This window comes from Lysobacter sp. TAF61 (genome assembly GCF_052113485.1).
Lineage (GTDB): Bacteria > Pseudomonadota > Gammaproteobacteria > Xanthomonadales > Xanthomonadaceae > Lysobacter_J.
The window spans coordinates 658,958-679,334 of sequence record NZ_JBFRDH010000001.1; the positions used below are offsets into that span (position 1 = coordinate 658,958).

Annotated in this window: 15 protein-coding genes and 1 tRNA gene; 12 read left to right on the plus strand and 4 right to left on the minus strand. The window is 67.1% G+C overall.

The annotated features are described in order from the left end of the window. Positions 1 to 19: 19 nt before the first annotated feature. Entirely contained in the window at positions 20 to 2,965 is a 2,946-nt protein-coding gene (locus tag AB4Y64_RS02910) for a TonB-dependent receptor (protein WP_441814939.1), read from the minus strand. A gap of 38 nt (positions 2,966 to 3,003) precedes the next feature. Continuing rightward, positions 3,004 to 4,419, minus strand: coding sequence for a transglutaminase-like domain-containing protein (locus AB4Y64_RS02915; protein WP_441815219.1), 1,416 nt, complete (start codon positions 4,417 to 4,419; stop codon positions 3,004 to 3,006). A 242-nt stretch (positions 4,420 to 4,661) separates the two neighbouring features. Here AB4Y64_RS02915 and AB4Y64_RS02920 point away from each other — a divergent pair, with 242 nt between their 5' ends. The 11 genes from AB4Y64_RS02920 (at position 4,662) to AB4Y64_RS02970 (ending at position 16,910) form a co-directional block, all read left to right on the plus strand. Continuing rightward, positions 4,662 to 5,819, plus strand: a complete 1,158-nt coding sequence (locus AB4Y64_RS02920; protein ID WP_441814940.1) for a DUF819 family protein — start codon at positions 4,662 to 4,664, stop codon at positions 5,817 to 5,819. A gap of 31 nt (positions 5,820 to 5,850) precedes the next feature. Next, positions 5,851 to 7,266, plus strand: coding sequence for a C40 family peptidase (locus AB4Y64_RS02925; protein ID WP_441814941.1), 1,416 nt, complete (start codon positions 5,851 to 5,853; stop codon positions 7,264 to 7,266). Positions 7,267 to 7,323: 57 nt separating this feature from the next. After that, positions 7,324 to 8,421, plus strand: a complete 1,098-nt coding sequence (locus tag AB4Y64_RS02930) for a dipeptide epimerase (RefSeq protein WP_441814942.1) — start codon at positions 7,324 to 7,326, stop codon at positions 8,419 to 8,421. Positions 8,422 to 8,863: 442 nt separating this feature from the next. Further along, complete coding sequence (locus AB4Y64_RS02935; protein ID WP_441814943.1) at positions 8,864 to 9,712, plus strand: MurR/RpiR family transcriptional regulator; 849 nt, start codon at positions 8,864 to 8,866, stop codon at positions 9,710 to 9,712. 1 nt (position 9,713) lies between these two features. Beyond that, positions 9,714 to 10,484, plus strand: a complete 771-nt coding sequence (locus AB4Y64_RS02940) for a L,D-transpeptidase family protein (RefSeq protein WP_441814944.1) — start codon at positions 9,714 to 9,716, stop codon at positions 10,482 to 10,484. 180 nt (positions 10,485 to 10,664) lie between these two features. Beyond that, positions 10,665 to 11,921, plus strand: coding sequence for a dicarboxylate/amino acid:cation symporter (locus tag AB4Y64_RS02945; protein WP_441814945.1), 1,257 nt, complete (start codon positions 10,665 to 10,667; stop codon positions 11,919 to 11,921). A gap of 137 nt (positions 11,922 to 12,058) precedes the next feature. Beyond that, a tRNA-Arg gene (locus AB4Y64_RS02950) sits at positions 12,059 to 12,135 on the plus strand. 100 nt (positions 12,136 to 12,235) lie between these two features. Further along, positions 12,236 to 13,768: an L-piperidine-6-carboxylate dehydrogenase gene (gene amaB, locus AB4Y64_RS02955; protein ID WP_441814946.1), complete on the plus strand. Its 1,533-nt coding sequence runs from the start codon at positions 12,236 to 12,238 to the stop codon at positions 13,766 to 13,768. Positions 13,769 to 13,909: 141 nt separating this feature from the next. Continuing rightward, positions 13,910 to 14,968 carry a quinone-dependent dihydroorotate dehydrogenase gene (locus tag AB4Y64_RS02960; RefSeq protein ID WP_441814947.1) on the plus strand — a complete coding sequence of 353 codons (1,059 nt, stop codon included), beginning with the start codon at positions 13,910 to 13,912 and terminating at the stop codon, positions 14,966 to 14,968. Beyond that, positions 14,965 to 16,002: a UDP-N-acetylmuramate dehydrogenase gene (gene murB / locus AB4Y64_RS02965; protein WP_441814948.1), complete on the plus strand. Its 1,038-nt coding sequence runs from the start codon at positions 14,965 to 14,967 to the stop codon at positions 16,000 to 16,002. The genes AB4Y64_RS02960 and murB overlap by 4 nt, the downstream gene beginning before the upstream one ends. 20 nt (positions 16,003 to 16,022) lie before the next feature. Next, complete coding sequence (locus AB4Y64_RS02970) at positions 16,023 to 16,910, plus strand: DMT family transporter (protein ID WP_441815220.1); 888 nt, start codon at positions 16,023 to 16,025, stop codon at positions 16,908 to 16,910. Here AB4Y64_RS02970 and AB4Y64_RS02975 read toward each other — a convergent pair whose 3' ends face one another. Together AB4Y64_RS02975 and ispG are read right to left on the minus strand one after the other, a co-directional pair. Next, on the minus strand, positions 16,911 to 17,600 hold the full coding sequence (locus AB4Y64_RS02975; protein WP_441814949.1) for a phosphatase PAP2 family protein: 690 nt from the start codon (positions 17,598 to 17,600) through the stop codon (positions 16,911 to 16,913). It lies immediately after the preceding gene. Then, positions 17,590 to 18,870, minus strand: coding sequence for a flavodoxin-dependent (E)-4-hydroxy-3-methylbut-2-enyl-diphosphate synthase (gene ispG / locus AB4Y64_RS02980; protein WP_441814950.1), 1,281 nt, complete (start codon positions 18,868 to 18,870; stop codon positions 17,590 to 17,592). Before ispG ends, AB4Y64_RS02975 begins: the two co-directional genes overlap by 11 nt. A gap of 120 nt (positions 18,871 to 18,990) precedes the next feature. On the opposite strand from ispG, the gene xseA reads away from it, so the two are divergent. Further along, complete coding sequence (gene xseA, locus AB4Y64_RS02985) at positions 18,991 to 20,358, plus strand: exodeoxyribonuclease VII large subunit (RefSeq protein ID WP_441814951.1); 1,368 nt, start codon at positions 18,991 to 18,993, stop codon at positions 20,356 to 20,358. The last annotated feature ends 19 nt before the right edge of the window (positions 20,359 to 20,377 follow it).

Below are 20,377 nucleotides of genomic sequence, written 5' to 3' on the forward strand. Positions count from 1 at the left end.
CGGGCCGCCCGTGCATTGCTCAGAACTCGTACGACAGGATGAACTGCGCGTAGCGCGGCGACTGGTACTGCGTTCCGTTCAGCCAGGTCTCGCCCACGCTGCCGATGCCGTTCTCCTCTTCGCGCGTTTCGTCGCGTTCAAGGACACGCTGCTGGTTGGTGATGTTGTAGAAGGCCAGCTTGGCGTTGAGCTTGTGGTCACCGAAGTTCTTGCTGTAGGCGATGCTCGCGCCCAGCGAGTACACCCACGGCAGACGGTCGTAGGCACCACGCTTCGAGAGGCGGAACACCCGGTCGGCCGGATCATCGGCGTCGCAGTTGGCCTCGCAGATGTAGTGGCTCAGGAACTCCGTGGTGTCGAACGGGTTGCCTGCACCAAACTCACTGATCGGACGCCCGGACTGAAGGTCGAGCGTCGCGCCCACAGACCAGTTCTCGGTGAAGGCGTATGCACCGCGGAACTTGAACTGGTGGCGGTGATCATTGGGCAGGTAGCCATATCCACCCATGGCCACGAACGGATTGTCGAAGGCCTCCGTGCGACCGCTGTCGGAGAAGTCGGTATCGGAATTGACCGGGCCCTCGGCGTTGCCCTTGCTGTAGGACAGCGTGTAGGAGGCATTGAATGCCCACTTGTCGTCCCAGGCACGGTCGAGCACGAACTCAAGGGCACGATAGGTGCGCTTGGCCTTGTCCCAGCCGATGGTGATCGGATTGCCGTTCTCGTCCTCACCCAGCAGCCAGCCGGTGCGCGAGGTATCGATCGTGGTGAATGCGTCGGCTTCGTCGTCGCAGTCGGTGTCGGCCCAGATGGTCAGGTCCTTGCCCGGGTTGGCCATGACGAAGGAGTCCATGGAACAGAACCCGTTCCAGGTGATTTCCATGTCATCGATGGCGTCGTGCAGCTTGCGGTAGATGCCGCGAACGCCCCACGACCAGGTCTCGTTGATCATCGACTGATAACCCAGGATGTACTCGTCCTGGTACACCGGATCCATGTCGGCATCGACTTCGCCACGGAAGTCTCCGACCTGGCCGTTGCCCTGCGAGTCGTCCACCGACCCGATCTCGGCGCCGAGGATCGGCTGCGGAACCTCCTCGCCGGTAGTCGGGTTGGTGAGCGTGGTGAACCCTTCGAACAGATAGAAACGGCGCGCATCCAGGAACGGACCGGCCTGCTTGATGTTGATGACGTTGGCCACCGGCAGGAAGTAGCGGCCGGCGTTGCCGAACAGCTTGGAGCGACCGTCGCCGACGAAGTCCCAGGCGAAGCCGAAGCGCGGCGCCACCATGTCGTCCATCTTGATGTAGCTCTGGCCCTGGGCGTCCTTGTTGTCGAACTTCTCCAGGCGCACACCCAGGTTCAGCATCAGGTTCGGGGTGATCTGCCAGTTGTCTTCCAGGTAGTAGGCCTCGTTGACGGTCTCGAACGTGCCCTCGTTGGAGACTTCACGGGTCCTCACGTACGCAGTCGGGCCAGCCGGAATCAGCACGCCATTGACGCGGCGGCCGCCGGGAATGTTGCTGATTTCATAACGCAGGCCATCGCCGGGATAGACGCTGCTGTACTCGGACGTGTTGTTCTCGTGGTCGGCGCCGAAGCGGACGTTGTGGTCGCCCAGGTTCCACTCGAAGTCGACGCGGGCGGCCTCGCGGTCGTCCTTGCGATCCACCACCGAGGTATTGGCCGTACAGCCGATGAAGTCGGCGTTGACGCGGCGGTCCTGGACGAGGTTGCAGGTGCTGTCGTTGAGGCTGTTGACCGAGGCGGTGCGCTCGTTCTCGCCGTACAGGACCTTCACCGACAGGTCGTTGGTCAGGTAGCCGGTGTAGGTCAACGCCCAGTTGTCGCCACCGCTCTTGTTGAACGTGCGGTTCTGCTGCGCTTCGCGCTGGCCGGTCAGGTAATTGAACGGATAGCTGTCTTCGGTGGTGTCGTTCTTGTCGGAGAACGCCAGCAGCTCGAGCTGGTGGTTGTCGCTGATCTGCCAGTCGAACTTCGTGCCCCAGAAGTCGTTGTTGCCATTGTCGACGAACAGGGTCGAACCGCCATCGTTGGTGTTCTGCGCATCGAGGTCGCGCTTCTCGTAGATACCGAAGAAGAAGAGCCTGTCCTTGATGATCGGACCCGACGCCCAGACGGCGTAGGTGTTCTGGTCGCTGTCGTCGTAGCTGCGGACCTGGGCGGGTTCGTTCTCTCCGTCCGCCTGGGCGATGCCGTCGATGACGATGTCCGCGCCGGCGTGGAACTCGTTGGTGCCAGAGCGGGTCACGGCGTTGATGACGCCGCCGGTGGTGCGGCCAAACTCGACCGAGTAACCGCCGGTCTTGACCTGGAACTCCTGCAGGAACGAGAACGGCAGCGACGAGAAGCCAACGCGGTTGTAGAAGTCGGTGACGTTCAGGCCGTTGATGTAGACCGAGTTCTCGGCCACCGACGAACCGCCGAACGAGATGCCACCGAACTCACCCTTGTTCACGCCCGGAGCGAGCGTGGCTACGTCGCTGATGTCGCGCGGCACCGGCAGTCGGGCCACTTCCTGGCGGGTGATGTTGGTGGCCGACTCGGTCGATGTCACGTCGACTGGCGAGATCACACGCGAACCAACCACCTGGACGGTCGCCAGGTTGGTGGCGCCGGCTCCAAGGTTGTAGTTGGTGGCATTGCCCAGGCTGATGTCGACCTCGGCAGCCGCCCCGGCCGGCTCGCCGGCGACGCTGGATTGCACCGTGTAGTGGCCGACCGGCAGGAACGGAAAGCGGTAGCTGCCCTGCTCGTCCGCTGTCACGGTGCGGGTGAATCCGGTGGCCGGATTGCGCACCGTTACCTCGGCATTGGGGGTCGTACGCCCCACCAGCGAGCCGTCCGTGTTGGCCGCATGCGCGCTTTGCAGCGACAGCGTCGACGACAGACAGATCCCCATGGCTATGCACAACGCGGTCCTACGCAACCCTTTACTGTTCATGTCCCCTCCAGCAATGAAAAGTGATGCCTCGCGTGCGTTCAACCGCCCGCTGTGGCGCTCGGCAGTACGTGTGCCTCAAAGGTGTAGTCCCACTGGTCGAAGTAGAGGTTTCCCCCTTGCCACTCCACTTCGCCACGTTGTGAGTCCACGGTTTCCGATCGGAAATGCTGCTTGCGCGGCACCAGCTGCGTGCCGTAGTCGTCGTTGAATGCAATGCGGTAGGCGTCGAGCCCGCCGAAGTAGAACCATTCGACGCCCGGATCCTTCGCGCCGGCGAACTGGCCGGTGGTGACATCCACGGGCACCCAGCCATAGGGCGCCAGGTACATGAAACCCCAGTCGTGCAGGTTGTCGTACTTGCCATCGGAATAGACCATGCCCGACTGCCAGCGCGCCGGAATGCCGTTGAGGCGCAGCAGCGTCATCAGCAGCAGCGTCTGCTGGCCGCAGTCGGCGTGGCCGGCATGCAGTGCGTAGTGGCTGATGTTGCTGATGGTGGAGTACTCGCGCGCGCCGCCCCACGGAATGCGGTCAACGGCCTGATAAAGCTTTTGCGCGATCCGGTACGGGTTCTTCTCGTCGCCCACCACCTGTTTGGAGAAGGCGCGGATGTCGTCGCTGAAGACGATGTGCGGCGGGCGCTCGCCCAGGTAGGGCGCAAGCTCGGCGCTGTTCCCGGCGGGCACCACCTTGGACGGGTCGATCTGGTGGACCTGGCCGAAGATGGTCAGCTCGTAGGTGACCGAGAACTTCGTCGGCGTCTTCGCGACAGCCGGCTGTTCCATGTAGACGGTGCGCTGCAGCGTCGATTCCGGCGCGGTCTCATGCTTGGCCGGCGCGCTCGAGATCAGCGCGATGTCCTCCTGCTGGCCCGGAATGGCGCGCGGGAACGGAATCCATGCGCGCACCGCCTTGCCGGCCGGAACCGCGTCGGCATTGACGATGATCGACTGGGTGACGCGCACCCGGCGCGGGGCGACGCTGCTCTTGCCGGTCGCGCGGGCCTGCGCCAGTGCTTCGTCGTGATAGGCGTTGGCCGATTCCATCGGGCCGTCGTTGCGCGTGGCCGGCGTCGCACGCCGTGCCGTTGCCTGCGGGCTGACGCGGAACAGATTTGAGACCGAGCGGCTGAAGTAGTACGGCACACCGTCGATGACCATGTGCTCGAGCTGGTTCGAGGCTTTCCAGCCGTCGAACTCGGCATCGGTCATGTCCGGGATCAGTTCGCGCAGCCTGGCCTTGGCCTCCGGTTCGGTGATCGGGAAGTCCAGGCGTATGCGGCGCATGCGCTCACGCTGGAATTCCAGGGCCGTGCGCGTTTCAGGAGCCAGGCCGGACTGGGCCAGGGCGCCGTCGATGCCAGCGTTGGCCTCCTTGAAATGACCGGCGTCGATCTGTGCGGCGACCTCGTCGACGGTTTCGCCGGCGCGGCCGGCCAGGGCCGCCGAGGTCATCAGTGACAGGCACAGAACCGAGATCGCCAGCGCACGCAGTGTGCGTGACCGACCGGTACTCGATACAAGCGAAGGCAAAGGACTATCCACGTCGCGATCGACCCGCTGGGTGCCGTTTCACGACTGTGTAACATGAGTGGAGTACCCGGTCAATAATTTATTCTTGACTAAAACCAGAAATGAAGTATGTATTCTGACCCGGTCGGCCACCGCCTTCCTTCCGGTGGCTCAGAGGGGACGCAATGATCGAGACGGTGTGGCCTTATGCCGCGGTTTTGCTGGTGTCGGCGGGCCTGTTTCCGTCCCTGGAGAAGCGCTATGGCTGGCGGCTGTTCTCAGTCCTGCCGCCGATCGTCCTGACGTATCTGTTCGTGACCGCCCTGGCGGTCGCCGGGCTGTGGCAGGCCACGCCCGAGATCACCACGGCGCAGCGCTCCCTGACCGGGCAATTGCTGCCTTCCCTGCTCTTCCTGCTGATGGTCGGATGCGACCTGCGCGCGATCGTGAAGCTGGGGCCGCGCATGCTCGCCGTGTTCGCCTGCGCGATGTTGAGCATCCTGGCCGCGATAGTCATCGCCTACCTGATCTTCCGTAACGCCCTGCCCGCCGATGGCTGGAAGATGCTGGCAGCACTGAGCGCCACCTGGACCGGGGGCTCGGCCAACCTGGTTGCGGTCAAGCAATCGATCGGCCTGCCTGACAACCTGCTGCCGTCGGTGCTGTTGGCAGATGCGGTCTGCTATTCGGTGTGGGTGATCGTGCTGTTCTCGATCAACCGTTTCGCCCCGGCCTTCAACCACTGGACCGGCGCCGACGCACGCGCGCCGCTGCCGACACTGGAACCGCGCGCGATCGGCCATGCCGGCCCGGGCAGCGTGCTGCTCTGGCTGGGCGTGGCGCTGCTGGTGGGCAACCTGTCGGCGTGGGCCGCGGCGCTGCTGCCAGTTGGCGGCTTCCTGACCACGACCGCGTGGACGGTGCTCATCGCCACCATCGTCGGCCTGGTGCTCGCCCGCACCACCCTCGCCCATTCACCTGTGCCGGCGCCGCTGGCCAGTGCCATGCTGGCCTGCCTGGTGGCGGTGCTCGCATCGCAGAGCAACTTCCAGGGCATGGATACCGCGCCACTGTTCGTGGTCGTGGGTTTCACGGTGCTGGTCGTGCACGTGGCATTGCTGCTGCTCGCCGCGCGCCTGTTCCGCTTCGATCTGCACCTGTGCGGCATCTCGTCGCTGGCGCAGATCGGCGGCATGGCGACCGCGCCGGTGCTGGCAGCCACCTATTCCCGCGCACTCGTGCCGGTGGCCGTGCTGCTGGCGATGCTTGGCCTGGTACTGGGCACCGGTATCGGCCTGGCGATGGCCGGGTTGCTGTCCAGCCTCGCTCCCGTTGCAAGTTGACTGTTTCTACAGACTTTCTGGAAACCGAACCATGCGCCTGCCACTGACCCTCGCCCTCGCCCTGTGCCTGGCCGGCACTGCATCGTTGCCGCTGGCGGCGCGGGAAAAGGCATGGACGATTCCCGCCACCGGCGTCATCGGCGTCGACGAAGCGAAACTTGACCCGGCCTTCTGGGTGGCCCTGCTGGACCAGGGACAGCCCGGCGACGCCGACCGCGTCGTCCTCGACAGCGACGCCATCGCCGCGCAGAACGCGCGGCTGCACCAGCTCGACAAGAGCATCCACGATCTGCAGGCGCTGCAGGGCCCGCTCGATCGCGCCCAGGTCAGCGGCTGGATCGAGTCGCTGTCGCGGCGACCCTCAAAGCCGCTGTTCGACGAACACGGCAAGCCGGTGGCGAAGTCGGCCGTCGATGAGGTCGTCGACTCGCTCAACCTCGCCGCCATTCCCGAACGCCAGGACGCGCGCTACGGCCTGGTCGTGCATCGCGCCGCCCTGCGCACCTTCCCGACCTCGATGCGCGTGTTCTCGTCCGATGACGACCACGACATCGACCGCTTCCAGGAAAGCGCGCTGTTCCCGGGCGATCCGGTGGTGGTCGCGCACGAAAGCCGCGATGGCCAGTGGTGGTTCGTGGTGAGCCCGCGTTACGCCGCCTGGGTCGAGAAGCGCTTCATTGCGCTGGGAAGCAGCGAGCAGGTGCTTGGCTACGGCCGCAAGGCGCCCTACCGGGTTGTCACCGGCGCCCGCGCCACCACCGTGTTCACACCGGAAGAGCCGGGCGTGTCGGAACTGCAACTCGACATGGGCGTGCGCGTGCCGGTGCTGGCGGACTGGCCGGTCGGCAAGCCGGTCAACGGCCAGCACGGTTACACCGCGCACGTGATCGAACTGCCGGTGCGCAACGATGACGGCAGCCTGCGTTTCGCCCCGGCGCTGCTGCCGCGGCGCGAGCCCAGCCAGGACCACTATCTTCCGTTGAGCAGGCGCAACCTGATCCAGCAGGGCTTCAAGTTCCTCGGCGAGCGCTATGGCTGGGGCCACAGTTACAACGGCCGCGACTGCAGCGGATTCGTCTCCGAGATCTACCGCAGCATGGGCGTGGAGTTGCCGCGCAACACCAGCGACCAGGCGGTCAGCCCGGCCCTCAACCGCATCGCCCTGAGCGACAAGGACAGCCGCGAGCGCAGGCTGCAGATCGCCCACGAACTGCAGGTCGGCGACCTGGTCTACATCCCCGGCCACGTGATGATGGTGATCGGCCAGCTCGACGGCGAACCGTACGTGATCCACGACACCACCGGGTTGAGTTTCGCCGGCGCCGACGGCAAGACCGTGCGCGCGAAGACCAACGGCGTGACTGTTTCGCCGCTGACGCCGCTGCTGTTCAACGGCAAGCAGACCTATGTCGACCGCATGACCAACATTCAGCGAATCCGCCCCTGACGGAAGCGATGCGCGCGAGCGCCCGCTTCCCCTCCTCATCCCAGCACTCGTGAATCAATGAAAATCACCGATATCCGCTTCGGCATGCTCCGCGTCCCGCTGAAAACGCCTTTCAAGACCGCCCTGCGCACGGTCGAGGCGGTGGAGGACATCGTGGTCTCGGTGCACACCGATACCGGCCACGTCGGCTACGGCGAGGCGCCGGCCACGGCGGTCATCACCGGCGACACCCACGGCTCGATCATCGAGGCGATCCGCAAGTTCATCGCCCCGCGCGTGATCGGCCAGGAAGTGGCGAACCTCAACCACATCACCGCGCAGATCCAGTCCGCGCTGGAGAAGAACACCAGCGCCAAGGCCGCGGTCGAGATCGCGGTCTACGACCTGTTCGGCCAGCTCTACGGCGTGCCGCTGTACAAGATGCTCGGCGGCGGCGACCCGGTCATCACCACCGACATCACCATCAGCGTCGACTACATCGACAAGATGGTGGCCGACTCGATCAGCGCGGTCGATCGCGGCTTCGAGTCGCTGAAGATCAAGGTCGGCAAGGATATCGGCGTCGATATCGAGCGGGTCAAGGCGATCTACGCCGCGGTCGAGGGCCGCGCCCTGCTGCGCCTGGACGCCAACCAGGGCTGGAGCGCCAAGCAGGCGGTGTATGCGATCAGCATGCTCGAGGACGCCGGCGTGCGCCTGGAGCTGGTCGAGCAGCCGGTCAAGGCCAAGGACCTGGACGGCATGAAGTACGTCACCGAGCGCGTGCACACGCCGATCATGGCCGACGAGAGCGTGTTCGGGCCGACCGAGGTGATCGACCTGATCCGCATGCGCGCGGCCGACATCATCAACATCAAGCTGATGAAGACCGGCGGCCTGTCCAACGCCATCCGCATCGCCGACATCGCCGAGCTCTATGGTGTGGAGTGCATGATCGGCTGCATGCTCGAAAGCAGCATCAGCGTCGCCGCCGCGGTGCACCTGGCGGTGGCCAAGTCCAGCGCGATCACCAAGGTCGACCTCGATGGACCGTCGCTGTGCGCGTTCAACCCGGTCGACGGTGGCGTCAACTTCAACGAGTCCGAGATCTCGGTGACCGATGCGCCGGGACTGGGTATCCGCGAGATCCGCGGGCTGATTCCCATCGAGGCCTGATCCAATCGAGCATGATCCAATGACCACCATTCGTCCTGAGCGTAGCGCAGCGAAGTCGACCCTTCGACTTCGGGCCCAGGGCCCTACGCTCAGGGCGAACGGTTGTTTACTTCGAGGCCTGATCCAATCGAGCATGATCAAAACGAGCATGATCCARTGACCACCGTTCGTCCTGAGCGTAGCGCAGCGAAGTCGACCCTTCGACTTCGGGCCCATGGCCCTACGCTCAGGGCGAACGGTTGTTTACTTCGAGGCCTGATCCAATCGAGCATGATCMAAWCGAGCATGATCCAATGACCACCGTTCGTCCTGAGCGTAGCGCAGCGAAGTCGAAGGAAAGCAGGACGCGTCACGGCGTCGAAGCTGCACGTCCCTTCGACTGCGGGCCTGCGGCCCTACGCTCAGGGCGAACGGTTATTGCATTCCGGAAGAGTGATCGACCATGCCGCCCCTGCTGAAGATCCGATCCGAACGCGACCAGATGTCCGCCATCGAACGCCGCATCGCCGACTTCCTGCTCGACAACGCCCACCTGCTGCGCGACTACTCCTCGCAGCAGCTGGCCGATGCGCTGGGGATCAGCCAGTCGAGCGTGGTCAAGTTCAGCCAGAAGCTGGGCTTCAAGGGTTATCCGGACCTGAAGTACTCGGTCGGCCAGGCCGTTGCGCGCGGCGACGGCGGCGATGACACCATCGCCGGCGAAGTGCGCAACGAAGACCCGCATGCCGCGCTTGCCGAGGACCTGTGGCACCTCAAGGCGCAGGCCGAGGCGGCCACGCGCCTGATCAATCCACCCGACCGCATCGATGCGATCGCCGCGGCGATCCAGCAGGCCGGCAAGGTGTTCATCATCGGCCTGGGCGAAGACGGCATCCCGGCTCGCGCGTTCGCCACCCGGCTGTCGATGCTGGGCATCCTCACCGTGCACTACGTCGATGCGATCCTGATGCAGGCCGGCGTATCCAGCGCCACCGCCGGCGACGTGCTGCTGGTGTTCTCGGAACACGGCAAGCAACCGGCGCTGTGCCAGATCAGCCGACTGTTCCGCGAGCGCGTGGGCAAGGTGATCTCGGTCACCCGCCATACCCCCAACCCGTTGCGGGCGCATGCCGATGCGGCGCTGCTGGTTTCCGCCCACGACGAGCGCCGGCATATCGAGCCGCTGCTGTACCAGTCGGCGTTGCAGCACCTGCTGGACCTCATCTTCATCCTGCTGTGCGACGGCAGCGAAGACCGCCGAAGCCAGCTCGACTTCAACTTCGAGCGCATGCAGGACCTGCTGGACAGCTGACATGACCCGAAGCCTCCGCCGCGCCGCCGCACCCGCCCTGCTCTGCCTGCTTGCCATGGTCCTGGCCGGTTGCGCCGGCACCTCGACCCGCCAGGCGACACGCGCCTGGGACGGCGCGCAACAGATGGTCGTGGTGACGACCGCCGACTGGGACGCCAACACCGGCACGCTGCAGCGATACGAGCGCGATGGTGGCCACTGGCGTGCGCTCGGCGACGCCGCGCCCATCACGATTGGCCGCAGCGGGTCTGCCTGGGGCGTCGGCCTCAACGCGCCGCAGGCTGGAGAACCGCAGAAGCGCGAGGGCGACGGCCGTGCGCCGGCCGGCGTGTTCGCCATCGGCACCGCATTCGGCTACGCCGACAACAGCGCCAGCGCGTGGCCGTACCAGGCGATGACCGCCTCGGACTACTGCATCGATGTCGATGGCTCGCCGCTGTACAACCGCATCGTCGATGCCGCGCAGGTCGGCGCGCAGGCCGTGGCCGGTTCCACCGAGCCGATGCGCCGCGACCTGCACGCCAATGGCGACCAGCGCTACAAGCTCGGCTTCGTGATCGAACACAACCCGGATAACCGCAACGGCGCCGGCAGCTGCATCTTCGCCCACCTGTGGAAGGCCCCGGGCGAGACCACCGCCGGCTGCACGGCGATGGCCGAGCCGGTGATGCAGCAACTGCTGGCGTGGCTGGATCCGAAGCGCAAGCCGGTGTTCGTATTGCTGCCGAAGGCGGAATACGGACGCGTCAGGAGCGATTGGGACCTGCCCTGACCTGCCCCCGTTCGTCCTGAGCGTCGGCGCCAAGCGCCGAAGTCGGAGGATCGGGCCGGGAACCCAAACGCCCCATCCATACTTCGACTTCGCTGCGCTACGCTCTGGGCGAACGGGGGAGACGTTCCGGGACAGCCCCGGGACGCAACCACCCGAACCCTCCTTATTCCAGGACCTTCCGTGTCGACCACCGCCCGCGTACTGCTCGGACTCTTTCTTGGCGCCCTCATCGGCCTGCTGCTGGCCTGGTGGGACGCCACCGCGGCGACGACCGTCGCCGACTTCGTCCAGCCGGTCGGCCGGCTGTGGCTCAACGCCCTGCAGATGACCGTGGTGCCGCTGGTGGCGGCGCTGGTGGTGATCGGCGTCAACACCGCCACCGACGCCGCCGCGTCGGGGCGCACCGCGCGCAAGGCGATCATCACCTTCGTGATCATCCTCAGCGTCTGCGCCGCGTTCGCCGCGATCGTCGCTCCGCTGCTGTTCTCGCTGGTGCCGCGCCAGGAGGGGCTGGCCGAATCGCTGCGCGCCGCCACCGCCGGCACGGCCCAGCTGAGCCTGCCGAACTCGCTGGCCGACTGGTTCGTCGGCGTGATTCCCAGCAACGCGCTCGCCGCCGCCGCGCAGAGCGCGATGATGCCGCTGGTGGTGTTCTCGCTGTTCTTCGGTTTCGCCCTGACCCGCATCGAGGCCACGCGCCGCGCGCAACTGCTGGAACTGGTCCAGGCCATCGCCGACGTGATGGTGGTGATCGTGCGCTGGGTGCTGTGGGCGGCGCCGGTGGGCGTGTTCGCGCTGGTGCTGGCGGTATGCGCACGCGTCGGCCACGGCATGATCGGCGCCTTCGGCTGGTACATCGCCATCCTGTCGGCCATGTACCTGTGCGCGACCGCCCTGATGTACCCGATCGCGGTCATTGCCGGCGGCGAGCGCGTCCGCCGCTTCGCCGCCGCAATCGTGCCGGCACAGGCCGTTGCCGCCAGCACGCAGTCGTCGCTGGCCTCGCTGCCGGCAATGATCGAAAGCTCGCGCGTGCGCCTGGGCCATCCGCTCAGCGTGACGTCGCTGGTGCTGCCGATGGCGGTATCGCTGTTCCGCATCACCAGCCCGATGCAGTACATCGGCGTGGCCTCGTTCGTCGCCTGGGCCTACGGCATCGACCTGAGCGTGGCGCAGATGGCGGCCGGTGCGGCGCTGGCCGTGGTGATCAGCATGGGTTCGGTCGGCCTGCCCGGCCAGGTCAGCTTCATGGCCACCAACATGCCGGTGACCCAGGCGATGGGGCTGCCGATCGAGCCGCTGGGCCTGCTGCTGGCGCTCGATACCATCCCCGACGTATTCGCGACCCTGGGCAATGTCACCGGCGACCTGACGGCGACGGCAGTGGTCGCCAGGGGCCAGAGCGAACCCGACGCGCAAACGCCTGCTGAAAGCTGATTCCCGCGCAGCTTCTGGCGGACACAGGCAAGCGGCGAGCCAGGGCAAGCCCAGGGGCAACCCCAAGCAACCCGAATCCGGCGCAATCATGCGAAAATGCCGCGCTCGCGTTTTTCAAACCCTTGATTTCAAAGCTTGGCCCCGTAGCTCAGTTGGATAGAGCGGTCCCCTCCTAAGGGACAGGTCGCACGTTCGAATCGTGTCGGGGCCGCCATTGCGGCGATCCAGAGGTGCGGCAGGCGGACACCCGGCCATCGGCCCGGTTCCAGTCGCCACTTCGGTTTTCGCCCTTCAGTCCCCCAGGAGCAAGTCCGATGACCCACCCCGTCCTCACCGCCCTCGGCCTGACCGATACCGAATCGGGCACCTACCTCGGCAGCGGCGAATGGTCGCCCACCCGCGACGCCGGAGTGCTGGAGTCGGTCAATCCGACCAATGGCGAGGTGCTGGCCAAGGTGCAGGCATCCTCGCAGGCCGACTACGACACCATCGTCGAGCGCGCCCAGGCCGCCTTCAAGGTGTGGCGCACCACCCCGGCGCCGCGCCGCGGCGAAGCCGTGCGCCTGTGCGCCGATGCGCTGCGCAAGCACAAGGACGCGCTCGGTTCGCTGGTCGCGCTGGAGATGGGCAAGTCCAAGCCGGAAGGCGATGGCGAAGTGCAGGAAATGATCGACATCGGCGACTTCGCCGTCGGCCTGTCGCGCCAGCTGTACGGCCTGACCATGCATTCCGAGCGCCCGGGCCACCGCATGTACGAGCAGTGGCACCCGATCGGCATCGTCGGCGTGATCTCGGCATTCAACTTCCCGGTTGCCGTCTGGGCCTGGAACAGTTTCATTGCCGCCATCTGCGGCAACATCACGCTGTGGAAGCCGTCGCCGAAGACGCCGCTGTCGGCGATCGCCTCGATGAAGATCTGCAACGCCGCGCTCAAGGCCGGCGGTTTCCCGGACATCTTCTTCCTGTTCAACGACGCCGGCACCGAGCTGGCTTCCAGCTTCGTCGACGACAAGCGCATCGGCCTGATCAGTTTCACCGGCTCGACCAAGGTCGGCCGCATCGTCGGCGAGCGCGTCGCCCGCCGCATGGGCCGTTCGCTGCTCGAGCTGGGCGGCAACAACGCAATCATCGTCGACTCCAGCGCCGACCTGAAGCTGGCGATCCCGGCCATTGCCTTCGGCGCCGTCGGCACCGCCGGCCAGCGCTGCACCACCACGCGCCGCCTGTTCGTGCAGGAATCGATCTTTGATGACGTGCTGGCAAAGCTCATCGCCGCCTACAAGCAGGTCGAGAAGAAGATCGGCGACCCGACCGACCCGAGCAACCTGATGGGTCCGCTCAACAGCCGCGACGCAGTGCAGGCCTACCTCGATGCGGTCGAGAAGGCCAAGGCCAGCGGCGGCAAGGTCGAGACCGGTGGCGCCGCCATCGACGGCGCCGGCAATTTCGTCCTGCCGACGATCGTCACCGGCCTGACCAACGACGCCGAAGTGGTGCAGACCGAAACATTCGCGCCGATCCTGTACGTGATGAAGTACGGCCAGCTCGAGGAAGCCATCGAACTGCAGAACGACGTGCCGCAGGGCCTGTCGTCGTCGATCTTCACCCAGAACCTCAAGGCGGCCGAGGCATTCCTGGCGGCATCGGGCTCGGACTGCGGCATCGCCAACGTCAACATCGGCACCAGCGGCGCCGAGATCGGCGGTGCGTTCGGTGGCGAGAAGGAAACCGGCGGCGGTCGCGAATCCGGTTCCGATGCCTGGCGCGCCTACATGCGCCGGCAGACGAATACCATCAACTACTCCGACGCCATGCCGCTGGCCCAGGGCATCAAGTTCGACCTCTGACCGCCCCGCCACCGGAACCAGGATCCCGCCGCATGCAAGCAGTCGTCCGCCGCGACAACAGCACGCTCGCTGACGTCAGCCTGGTGCCCGGTGGCACGCCCGTGGTTCTGCCTGGCGCCAAGCTGACGGTCGGGGGCTGACATGTATTCCATCGTCCGCCCCTTCCTGTTCGGCCTGGACGCAGAGACGGCGCACGGCGCCACGCTCACTGCGATGGAGGCGGCCTACCGCAGCGGGCTCAGCCCGTTGCTGGGCCGCCGCCCGGCGCCCCTGCCGACGCGCGCGTTCGGCCTGACGTTTCCCAATCCGGTCGGCCTGGCCGCCGGACTGGACAAGAACGGCGCCCACATCGATGCGCTGCTGGCGCTGGGCTTCGGCTTCGTCGAAGTCGGCACGGTCACGCCACGTGCGCAGGAAGGCAATCCCAAGCCGCGCATGTTCCGCCTGCCCGATCAGAAGGCGGTGATCAATCGCCTGGGTTTCAACAACGGCGGCGTCGACGAACTGGTGCGCAATGTCGGCAAGGCCCGTCGTCGCGGCGGCCTGCTCGGCATCAACATCGGCAAAAACAAGGACACGCCGAACGAGTCGGCGGAGACCGATTACCTGTATTGCCTCGAGCGCGTCTACCCGCTCGCCGACTACGTCACCGTCAACATCTCCTCTCCCAACACCGCCGGCCTGCGCGAACTGCAGGAAGAGCAGTCGTTGCGGCGGCTGGTATCGATCCTGCGCGAGGCGCAGGAGCGCCTGGGCGCGCTGCACGGCAAGCGCGTGCCGATGCTGGTCAAGATCGCCCCGGACCTGAGCGACAACGATGTCGAAGCCGCCGCGCGCGTGCTCGGCGGCCTCGCAGTCGACGGCGTGATCGCCACCAACACCACCGTCTCGCGCATCGGCATCGACGGCGCGCCGCATGCCTCCGAGACCGGTGGCCTGTCCGGCCGTCCGCTGATGGGCCAGGCCACCGCGGTGCTGCGGATGATGCGCACGCGCCTGCCCGAGTCGATCCCGATGATCGGTGTGGGCGGCATCCTTTCCGGTGCCGACGCCGCGACCAAGATGGCCGCCGGCGCGACCCTGGTGCAGTGCTACACCGGCCTGGTCTACCGCGGCCCGGCCCTGGTGCACGAATGCGTCGAAGCCATGCGCCGGCGCAAGGAAGCCCCGAGCCGGGGCAACATGCCGCCGATCGTATGAGCGAGGCAGTCCGCATCCTGCGCGATGCCCCGCTCGACCGGCGCAACACTTTTGGCGTGGCTGCACGCGCACCGTGGCTGGCCGAACTGCGCGACGCCGGCGACCTGCCCGGCCTGTTGTCGCGACCGGAGTTCCGCGAGCGCGCACCGCTGGTGCTTGGCGGCGGCAGCAACCTGCTGTTTGCCGGCGACCCGGACGCGCCGGTGCTGGCACTGACCGGCCAGGACGTGCGCGTGCTGCGCGACGACGGCACCGCCATCGTCCGCGCCGATGCCGGCGTGCAGTGGCACGGCTTCGTCATGCACACGCTCGACCTGGGCCTGGCGGGCCTGGAAAACCTGGCGCTGATCCCGGGCACGGTCGGCGCCGCGCCAATCCAGAACATCGGCGCCTACGGCGTCGAAGTGCGCGACTTCATCCATGCGGTCGAGGCATTCGAGCCGGCCAGCGGCCAGGTCCATCGCCTCGACGCCGCGGCTTGCCGGTTCGCCTACCGCGACAGCGTGTTCAAGCACGAACCCGACCGCTACATCGTCACCGCCGTCGAATTCGCCTTGCCGCACGCGCCGACGCTGAAGCTCGACTACGCCGGCATCGGCGACGAGATCGTGGCGATGGGCATCGCCGCGCCGACCGCACGCGACGTGGCCAACGCGGTGATCGCGATCCGCCGCCGCAAGCTGCCCGACCCGGCGGTGCTCGGCAACGCCGGCAGCTTCTTCAAGAATCCGATCGTCGCCCAGGCCCAGGCCGAGGCGCTGCAGGCGCAGTACCCGGCGCTGCCGGTGTTCCGCGGCAACGATGGCACCACGCGCAAGTTGCCCGCGGCGTGGTTCATCGAGGCCTGCGGCTGGAAGGGCCACCGCGACGGCGACGCTGGCGTGGCCGCGACGCACGCGCTGGTACTGGTCAACCACGGCCACGCCAGCGGCCAGCAGCTGCTCGAGCTCGCCCACCGCATCGCCGATTCGGTGCGCGAACGCTTCGACGTGGCCATCGAACCCGAACCGCGCGTCATCGGCGCCGCCTGGTGACCGCCGCGACGTCCACCCCGATGCGCGCGGCGGGCCTCATGCTGGCCAGCACGCTGTGCTTCGGCGCCATGGCGATCACGATCCGCCTGGCATCGGCGACGCTGCACACGTTCGAGATCGCATTCTTCCGCAACTTCTTCGGCCTGGTGGCGGTGCTGCCGCTGGTCGCCGGCGTCGACCGCGCGGCCCTGCGCACGCGCCAGTTGCCGCGCTATTTCGTCCGCTGCGCGATCGGCATCGGTTCGATGCTGGCCGGGTTCTGGGCGATCGGCCACCTGCCGCTGGCGCAGGCGATCTCGCTGTCGTATTCCACGCCGGTGTTCGTCACCATCGCCGCGGCATTCTTCCTGGGCGAGCACGTCCGCGCCCGGCGCTGGGCGGCGGTGGCGATAGGTTTCGTCGGCGTGCTGGTGATCGTGCGGCCGGGCTCGGCGCAGTTCACTGCCGGCAGCCTGATCGCATTGCTGGCGGCCGTGCTCAGCGGCGTCGTTGCGATCCAGATCAAGCAACTGTCGCGTATCGATGCCGCCAACACGATCGTGCTTTACACCTATCTGTTCTGGGTGCCGATGTCGCTGCTGCCGGCACTGTGGGTTTGGGAATGGCCGCAGGGTATCGCCTGGTTGTGGGTGATTGGCGCGGGCATTTTCGGCACCGGCGGGCAGGTGCTCTGGACCCATGCGCTCAAGCTCGGCGAAGTTTCGGCGCTGACGCCGATCAGCTTCATGCAGCTGCCACTGGTCGCGACCGCGGGCTGGCTGTGGTTTGGCGAAAGCGTCGATGCCTGGACCTGGGCCGGCGCGGCGATCATCCTCTCGGCCAACGCGTACATCGCCCATCGCGAGGCGGTATTGATGCGACGCGCAGCAACGACTGCGCCGAGCGCCGCGGCTACGCCGGGCGAGTAATCAGCGCCACGGCCGCAGGCTGCCCCAGTACACCAGCAGGTACACGGCCACCGCCCACACACTGGCTGCTGCCCACCCGGCCAGAATGTCCGACGGGTAATGCACTCCCAGGTACACCCGCGAGAACCCAACCAGCACCACGAACGCCAGCATCAACGCCGTCACCGGCCAGCGCCAACGTGTGTGCCAGGCCAACAGCACCAGCACCCAGGCCAACGTCATCGAGCCCATCGCGTGGCCGCTGGGGAAACTGAAGTTGTGCTCGGGCGCGATCGAATCCCACAACGACGGCCGCTCGCGCGCGAACGCCACCTTGGCCGCGATGTTCAGCAGCGCCGAGCCGGCCAGCGCGATCGCCGCAAACGTGGCCTCGCGGTACTTGCGCAGCAACGCCAGCATCAGCACCAGCGCGATGTCGAACGGCACCACGCCCCACAGGTAACCGATCCGCGATAGCAGCAGAAAGAAGCCATCGAATCCCGCGCCGGCCAGGCCGTGGGCGAAGTGCAGGATGGGTTCGTCGAAGAAGATGGCTTCGCGCTCGTGGATCTCCTCGGCGAGACCGGCGAAGCCCCACAGCGGCAGCAGCAGGCCGAGGAACACCAGCAACAATCGGCCGCCGTGGCGGCGCAACACGCCTGCGCCGTAGCGCAGTTCCTGGCTGAGCGCGTCGCTGCCCTCAGCCGGCACGCGCTGCGTCGGCGCCCGCGCCGTACTTGCGCTCGACGTACTGGTCGATCAGCTCGACGAACTCGTGGGCGATGTTCTCGCCGCGCAGCGTCACGGTCTTCTCGCCGTCCTCGAACACCGGCGCCGACGGCGCCTCACCGGTGCCCGGCAGCGAGATGCCGATGTTGGCGTGGCGCGACTCGCCGGGACCGTTGACCACGCAACCCATCACCGCCAGCGTCAGGTTCTCGGCGCCGGGATGGCTGATCTTCCACACCGGCATCTTCGCCCGCACGTGCTCCTGCACCTTCTGCGCCAGCTCCTGGAAGAACGAACTGGTGGTGCGGCCGCAGCCCGGGCAGGCAGTGACCATCGGCGTGAACGCGCGCAGACCCATGGTCTGCAGCAGCTCCTGGGCGACGATGACTTCGTTGGTGCGCGACTGGCCCGGCTCGGGCGTCAGCGAGATGCGGATGGTGTCGCCGATGCCTTCCTGCAGCAGAACGGAAAGCGCGGCGCTGGAGGCGACGATGCCCTTGCTGCCGATGCCGGCCTCGGTCAGGCCCAGGTGCAGCGCGTAGTCGCCACGACGGGCGAGCTCGCGGTACACGGCAATCAATTCCTGAACGCCGCTGACCTTGGCGCTGAGGACGATGCGGTCGGCCGGCAGGCCGATCTCGACCGCGCGCGCGGCCGAATCCAGCGCCGAGCGGATCAGCGCCTCACGCAGCACTTCGGCGGCCTCGCGCGGCTCGGCCAGCTTGTGGTTCTCGTCCATCAGCTGCGCGGCCAGGGCCTGGTCGAGCGAGCCCCAGTTGGCGCCGATGCGCACCGGCTTGCCGTGCCTGATCGCCATCTCGATCAGCGTGGCGAACTGGCTGTCCCGCTTCTTGCCGAAACCGACGTTGCCCGGGTTGATGCGGTACTTCGCCAGCACTTCGGCGCAGGCCGGTTCGGCGGTCAGCAGCTGGTGGCCGTTGTAGTGGAAGTCGCCGATGATCGGCACCTCCACGCCCATCATCGCCAGTTTGTCGACGATGCGCGGCACCGCGGCGGCGGCTTCGACGGTATTGACCGTCACCCGCACCATTTCCGAGCCTGCCCGCCACAGCTCGGCGACCTGCTTGGTGGTCGAGGCGACGTCGGCGGTATCGGTGTTGGTCATCGACTGTACGACCACCGGCTGGCCGCCGCCGACTTCGACGCCGCCGATGCGAACCGAACGCGTCAGGCGGCGCGGGAGCGGACCGAAGCCGGGGTGTGCGCAAGGCGCGGGAGCATGTGAATTCATGGCCGCCATTGTAGGCCAGGCCCACCGCCAGCCCTACCTCCGGCATGACCCGGAGGTGACCCGGGCGTGACCCGTGGCGGCCGCTGCGCTACCTTGACCGGCCGTGACATCCAGCAGTCCATGAACGACTTCCCCACCGAACCGGGCCCGGGCGGCCACGCCGACCAGGTGCTGACGCCCAGCCAGCTGAACACGCTGGCGCGCGATCTGCTGGAAGGGGCATTCCCGCAGGTGTGGATCGAGGGCGAGCTGGGCAACGTCTCGCGGCCCTCGTCGGGCCACCTCTACTTCACCCTGAAGGACGCGCGCGCACAGGTCCGCTGCGCGATGTTCCGGCCCAAGAGCAGCTGGCTCAAGTTCGTTCCGCGCGAAGGCCTGCGTGTGCTCGGGCGTGGCCGCCTGACCCTTTACGAGGCCCGTGGCGAGTACCAGCTGGTGTTCGACCACATGGAAGAGGCCGGTGAGGGCGCGCTGCGGCGTGCCTTCGAGGAACTGCGCGCACGCCTGGCCGCCGAAGGCCTGTTCGACAACGAACGCAAACGCGCCTTGCCGCGCTTTGCCCGCCGCATCGGCGTGATCACCTCGCCCAGCGGCGCCGCCGTGCGCGATGTGCTGAGCGTGCTGGCGCGGCGCTTTCCGCTGGTCGAGGCCGACGTGCTGCCGGTGCAGGTCCAGGGCGAAGGCGCGGCCGCGCAGATCGTGGCGATGCTGCAGCGGGCCATCGCATCGGCGCGCTATGACGTGCTGGTGCTGGCCCGCGGCGGCGGCTCGCTCGAGGACCTGTGGGCCTTCAACGACGAACGCCTGGCACGCACGATCGCGGCATCGCCGGTGCCGATCGTGTCGGCAGTGGGCCACGAAACCGACTTCAGCCTCAGCGACTTCGCCGCTGACGTGCGCGCACCGACGCCGTCGGTGGCCGCCGAACTGCTGGCGCCCAATCGCGAGGACCTGCTGCACCGCCTGCGCATCCTCGAATCGCGTCTGCGCAACCTGCACGCGCAACGCCTGCGCCAGGCCATGCAGCGCGCGGACCGGGCCGCGCTGCGGCTCAATGCCCTGCGCCCGCAGGCGCGCCTGGAAGCGCTGGGACGGCAACAGCGCGAAGCGTTGCGCCGCCTCAACGCCGCCTGGCGCCAGCAGCTCGAACGCGAGCGCGCGCGCCTGCGCCACGCCGATGCCGTGCTGCGCGCCGCGCACCCGCAGCGCCGCATCGCACGCCTGCGCGAACGCCTGGCCGCGCTGCAACCGCGCCCGCAGGCGGCGATCGTGCGTCGCCTGGCCAAGGACGCCATGCACCTGCGCGGCTTGGCCCGCTCGCTCGAAGCCGTGAGCCCGCTGGCCACGGTCGCCCGCGGTTATTCGATCCTGCAGCACGCCGACGGACGCATCGTGCGCAGCGTGCTGGACGCAGCGCCGGGCGATCGCCTCGCGGCACGCCTGAGCGATGGCCAGCTGAACGTCCGGGTCGAACACAAGGACGACTGAAACATCACCCCGACCCTCA

Coding starts and splice junctions, on each gene's coding strand:
- AB4Y64_RS02910 (WP_441814939.1), bottom strand. CDS start 2,965: ATGAACAGTAAAGGGTTGCGTAGGACCGCGTTGTGCATAGCCATGGGG.
- AB4Y64_RS02915 (WP_441815219.1), bottom strand. CDS start 4,419: ATGACCTCGGCGGCCCTGGCCGGCCGCGCCGGCGAAACCGTCGACGAG.
- AB4Y64_RS02920 (WP_441814940.1), top strand. CDS start 4,662: ATGATCGAGACGGTGTGGCCTTATGCCGCGGTTTTGCTGGTGTCGGCG.
- AB4Y64_RS02925 (WP_441814941.1), top strand. CDS start 5,851: ATGCGCCTGCCACTGACCCTCGCCCTCGCCCTGTGCCTGGCCGGCACT.
- AB4Y64_RS02930 (WP_441814942.1), top strand. CDS start 7,324: ATGAAAATCACCGATATCCGCTTCGGCATGCTCCGCGTCCCGCTGAAA.
- AB4Y64_RS02935 (WP_441814943.1), top strand. CDS start 8,864: ATGCCGCCCCTGCTGAAGATCCGATCCGAACGCGACCAGATGTCCGCC.
- AB4Y64_RS02940 (WP_441814944.1), top strand. CDS start 9,714: ATGACCCGAAGCCTCCGCCGCGCCGCCGCACCCGCCCTGCTCTGCCTG.
- amaB (WP_441814946.1), top strand. CDS start 12,236: ATGACCCACCCCGTCCTCACCGCCCTCGGCCTGACCGATACCGAATCG.
- AB4Y64_RS02960 (WP_441814947.1), top strand. CDS start 13,910: ATGTATTCCATCGTCCGCCCCTTCCTGTTCGGCCTGGACGCAGAGACG.
- murB (WP_441814948.1), top strand. CDS start 14,965: ATGAGCGAGGCAGTCCGCATCCTGCGCGATGCCCCGCTCGACCGGCGC.
- AB4Y64_RS02970 (WP_441815220.1), top strand. CDS start 16,023: ATGCGCGCGGCGGGCCTCATGCTGGCCAGCACGCTGTGCTTCGGCGCC.
- ispG (WP_441814950.1), bottom strand. CDS start 18,870: ATGAATTCACATGCTCCCGCGCCTTGCGCACACCCCGGCTTCGGTCCG.
- xseA (WP_441814951.1), top strand. CDS start 18,991: ATGAACGACTTCCCCACCGAACCGGGCCCGGGCGGCCACGCCGACCAG.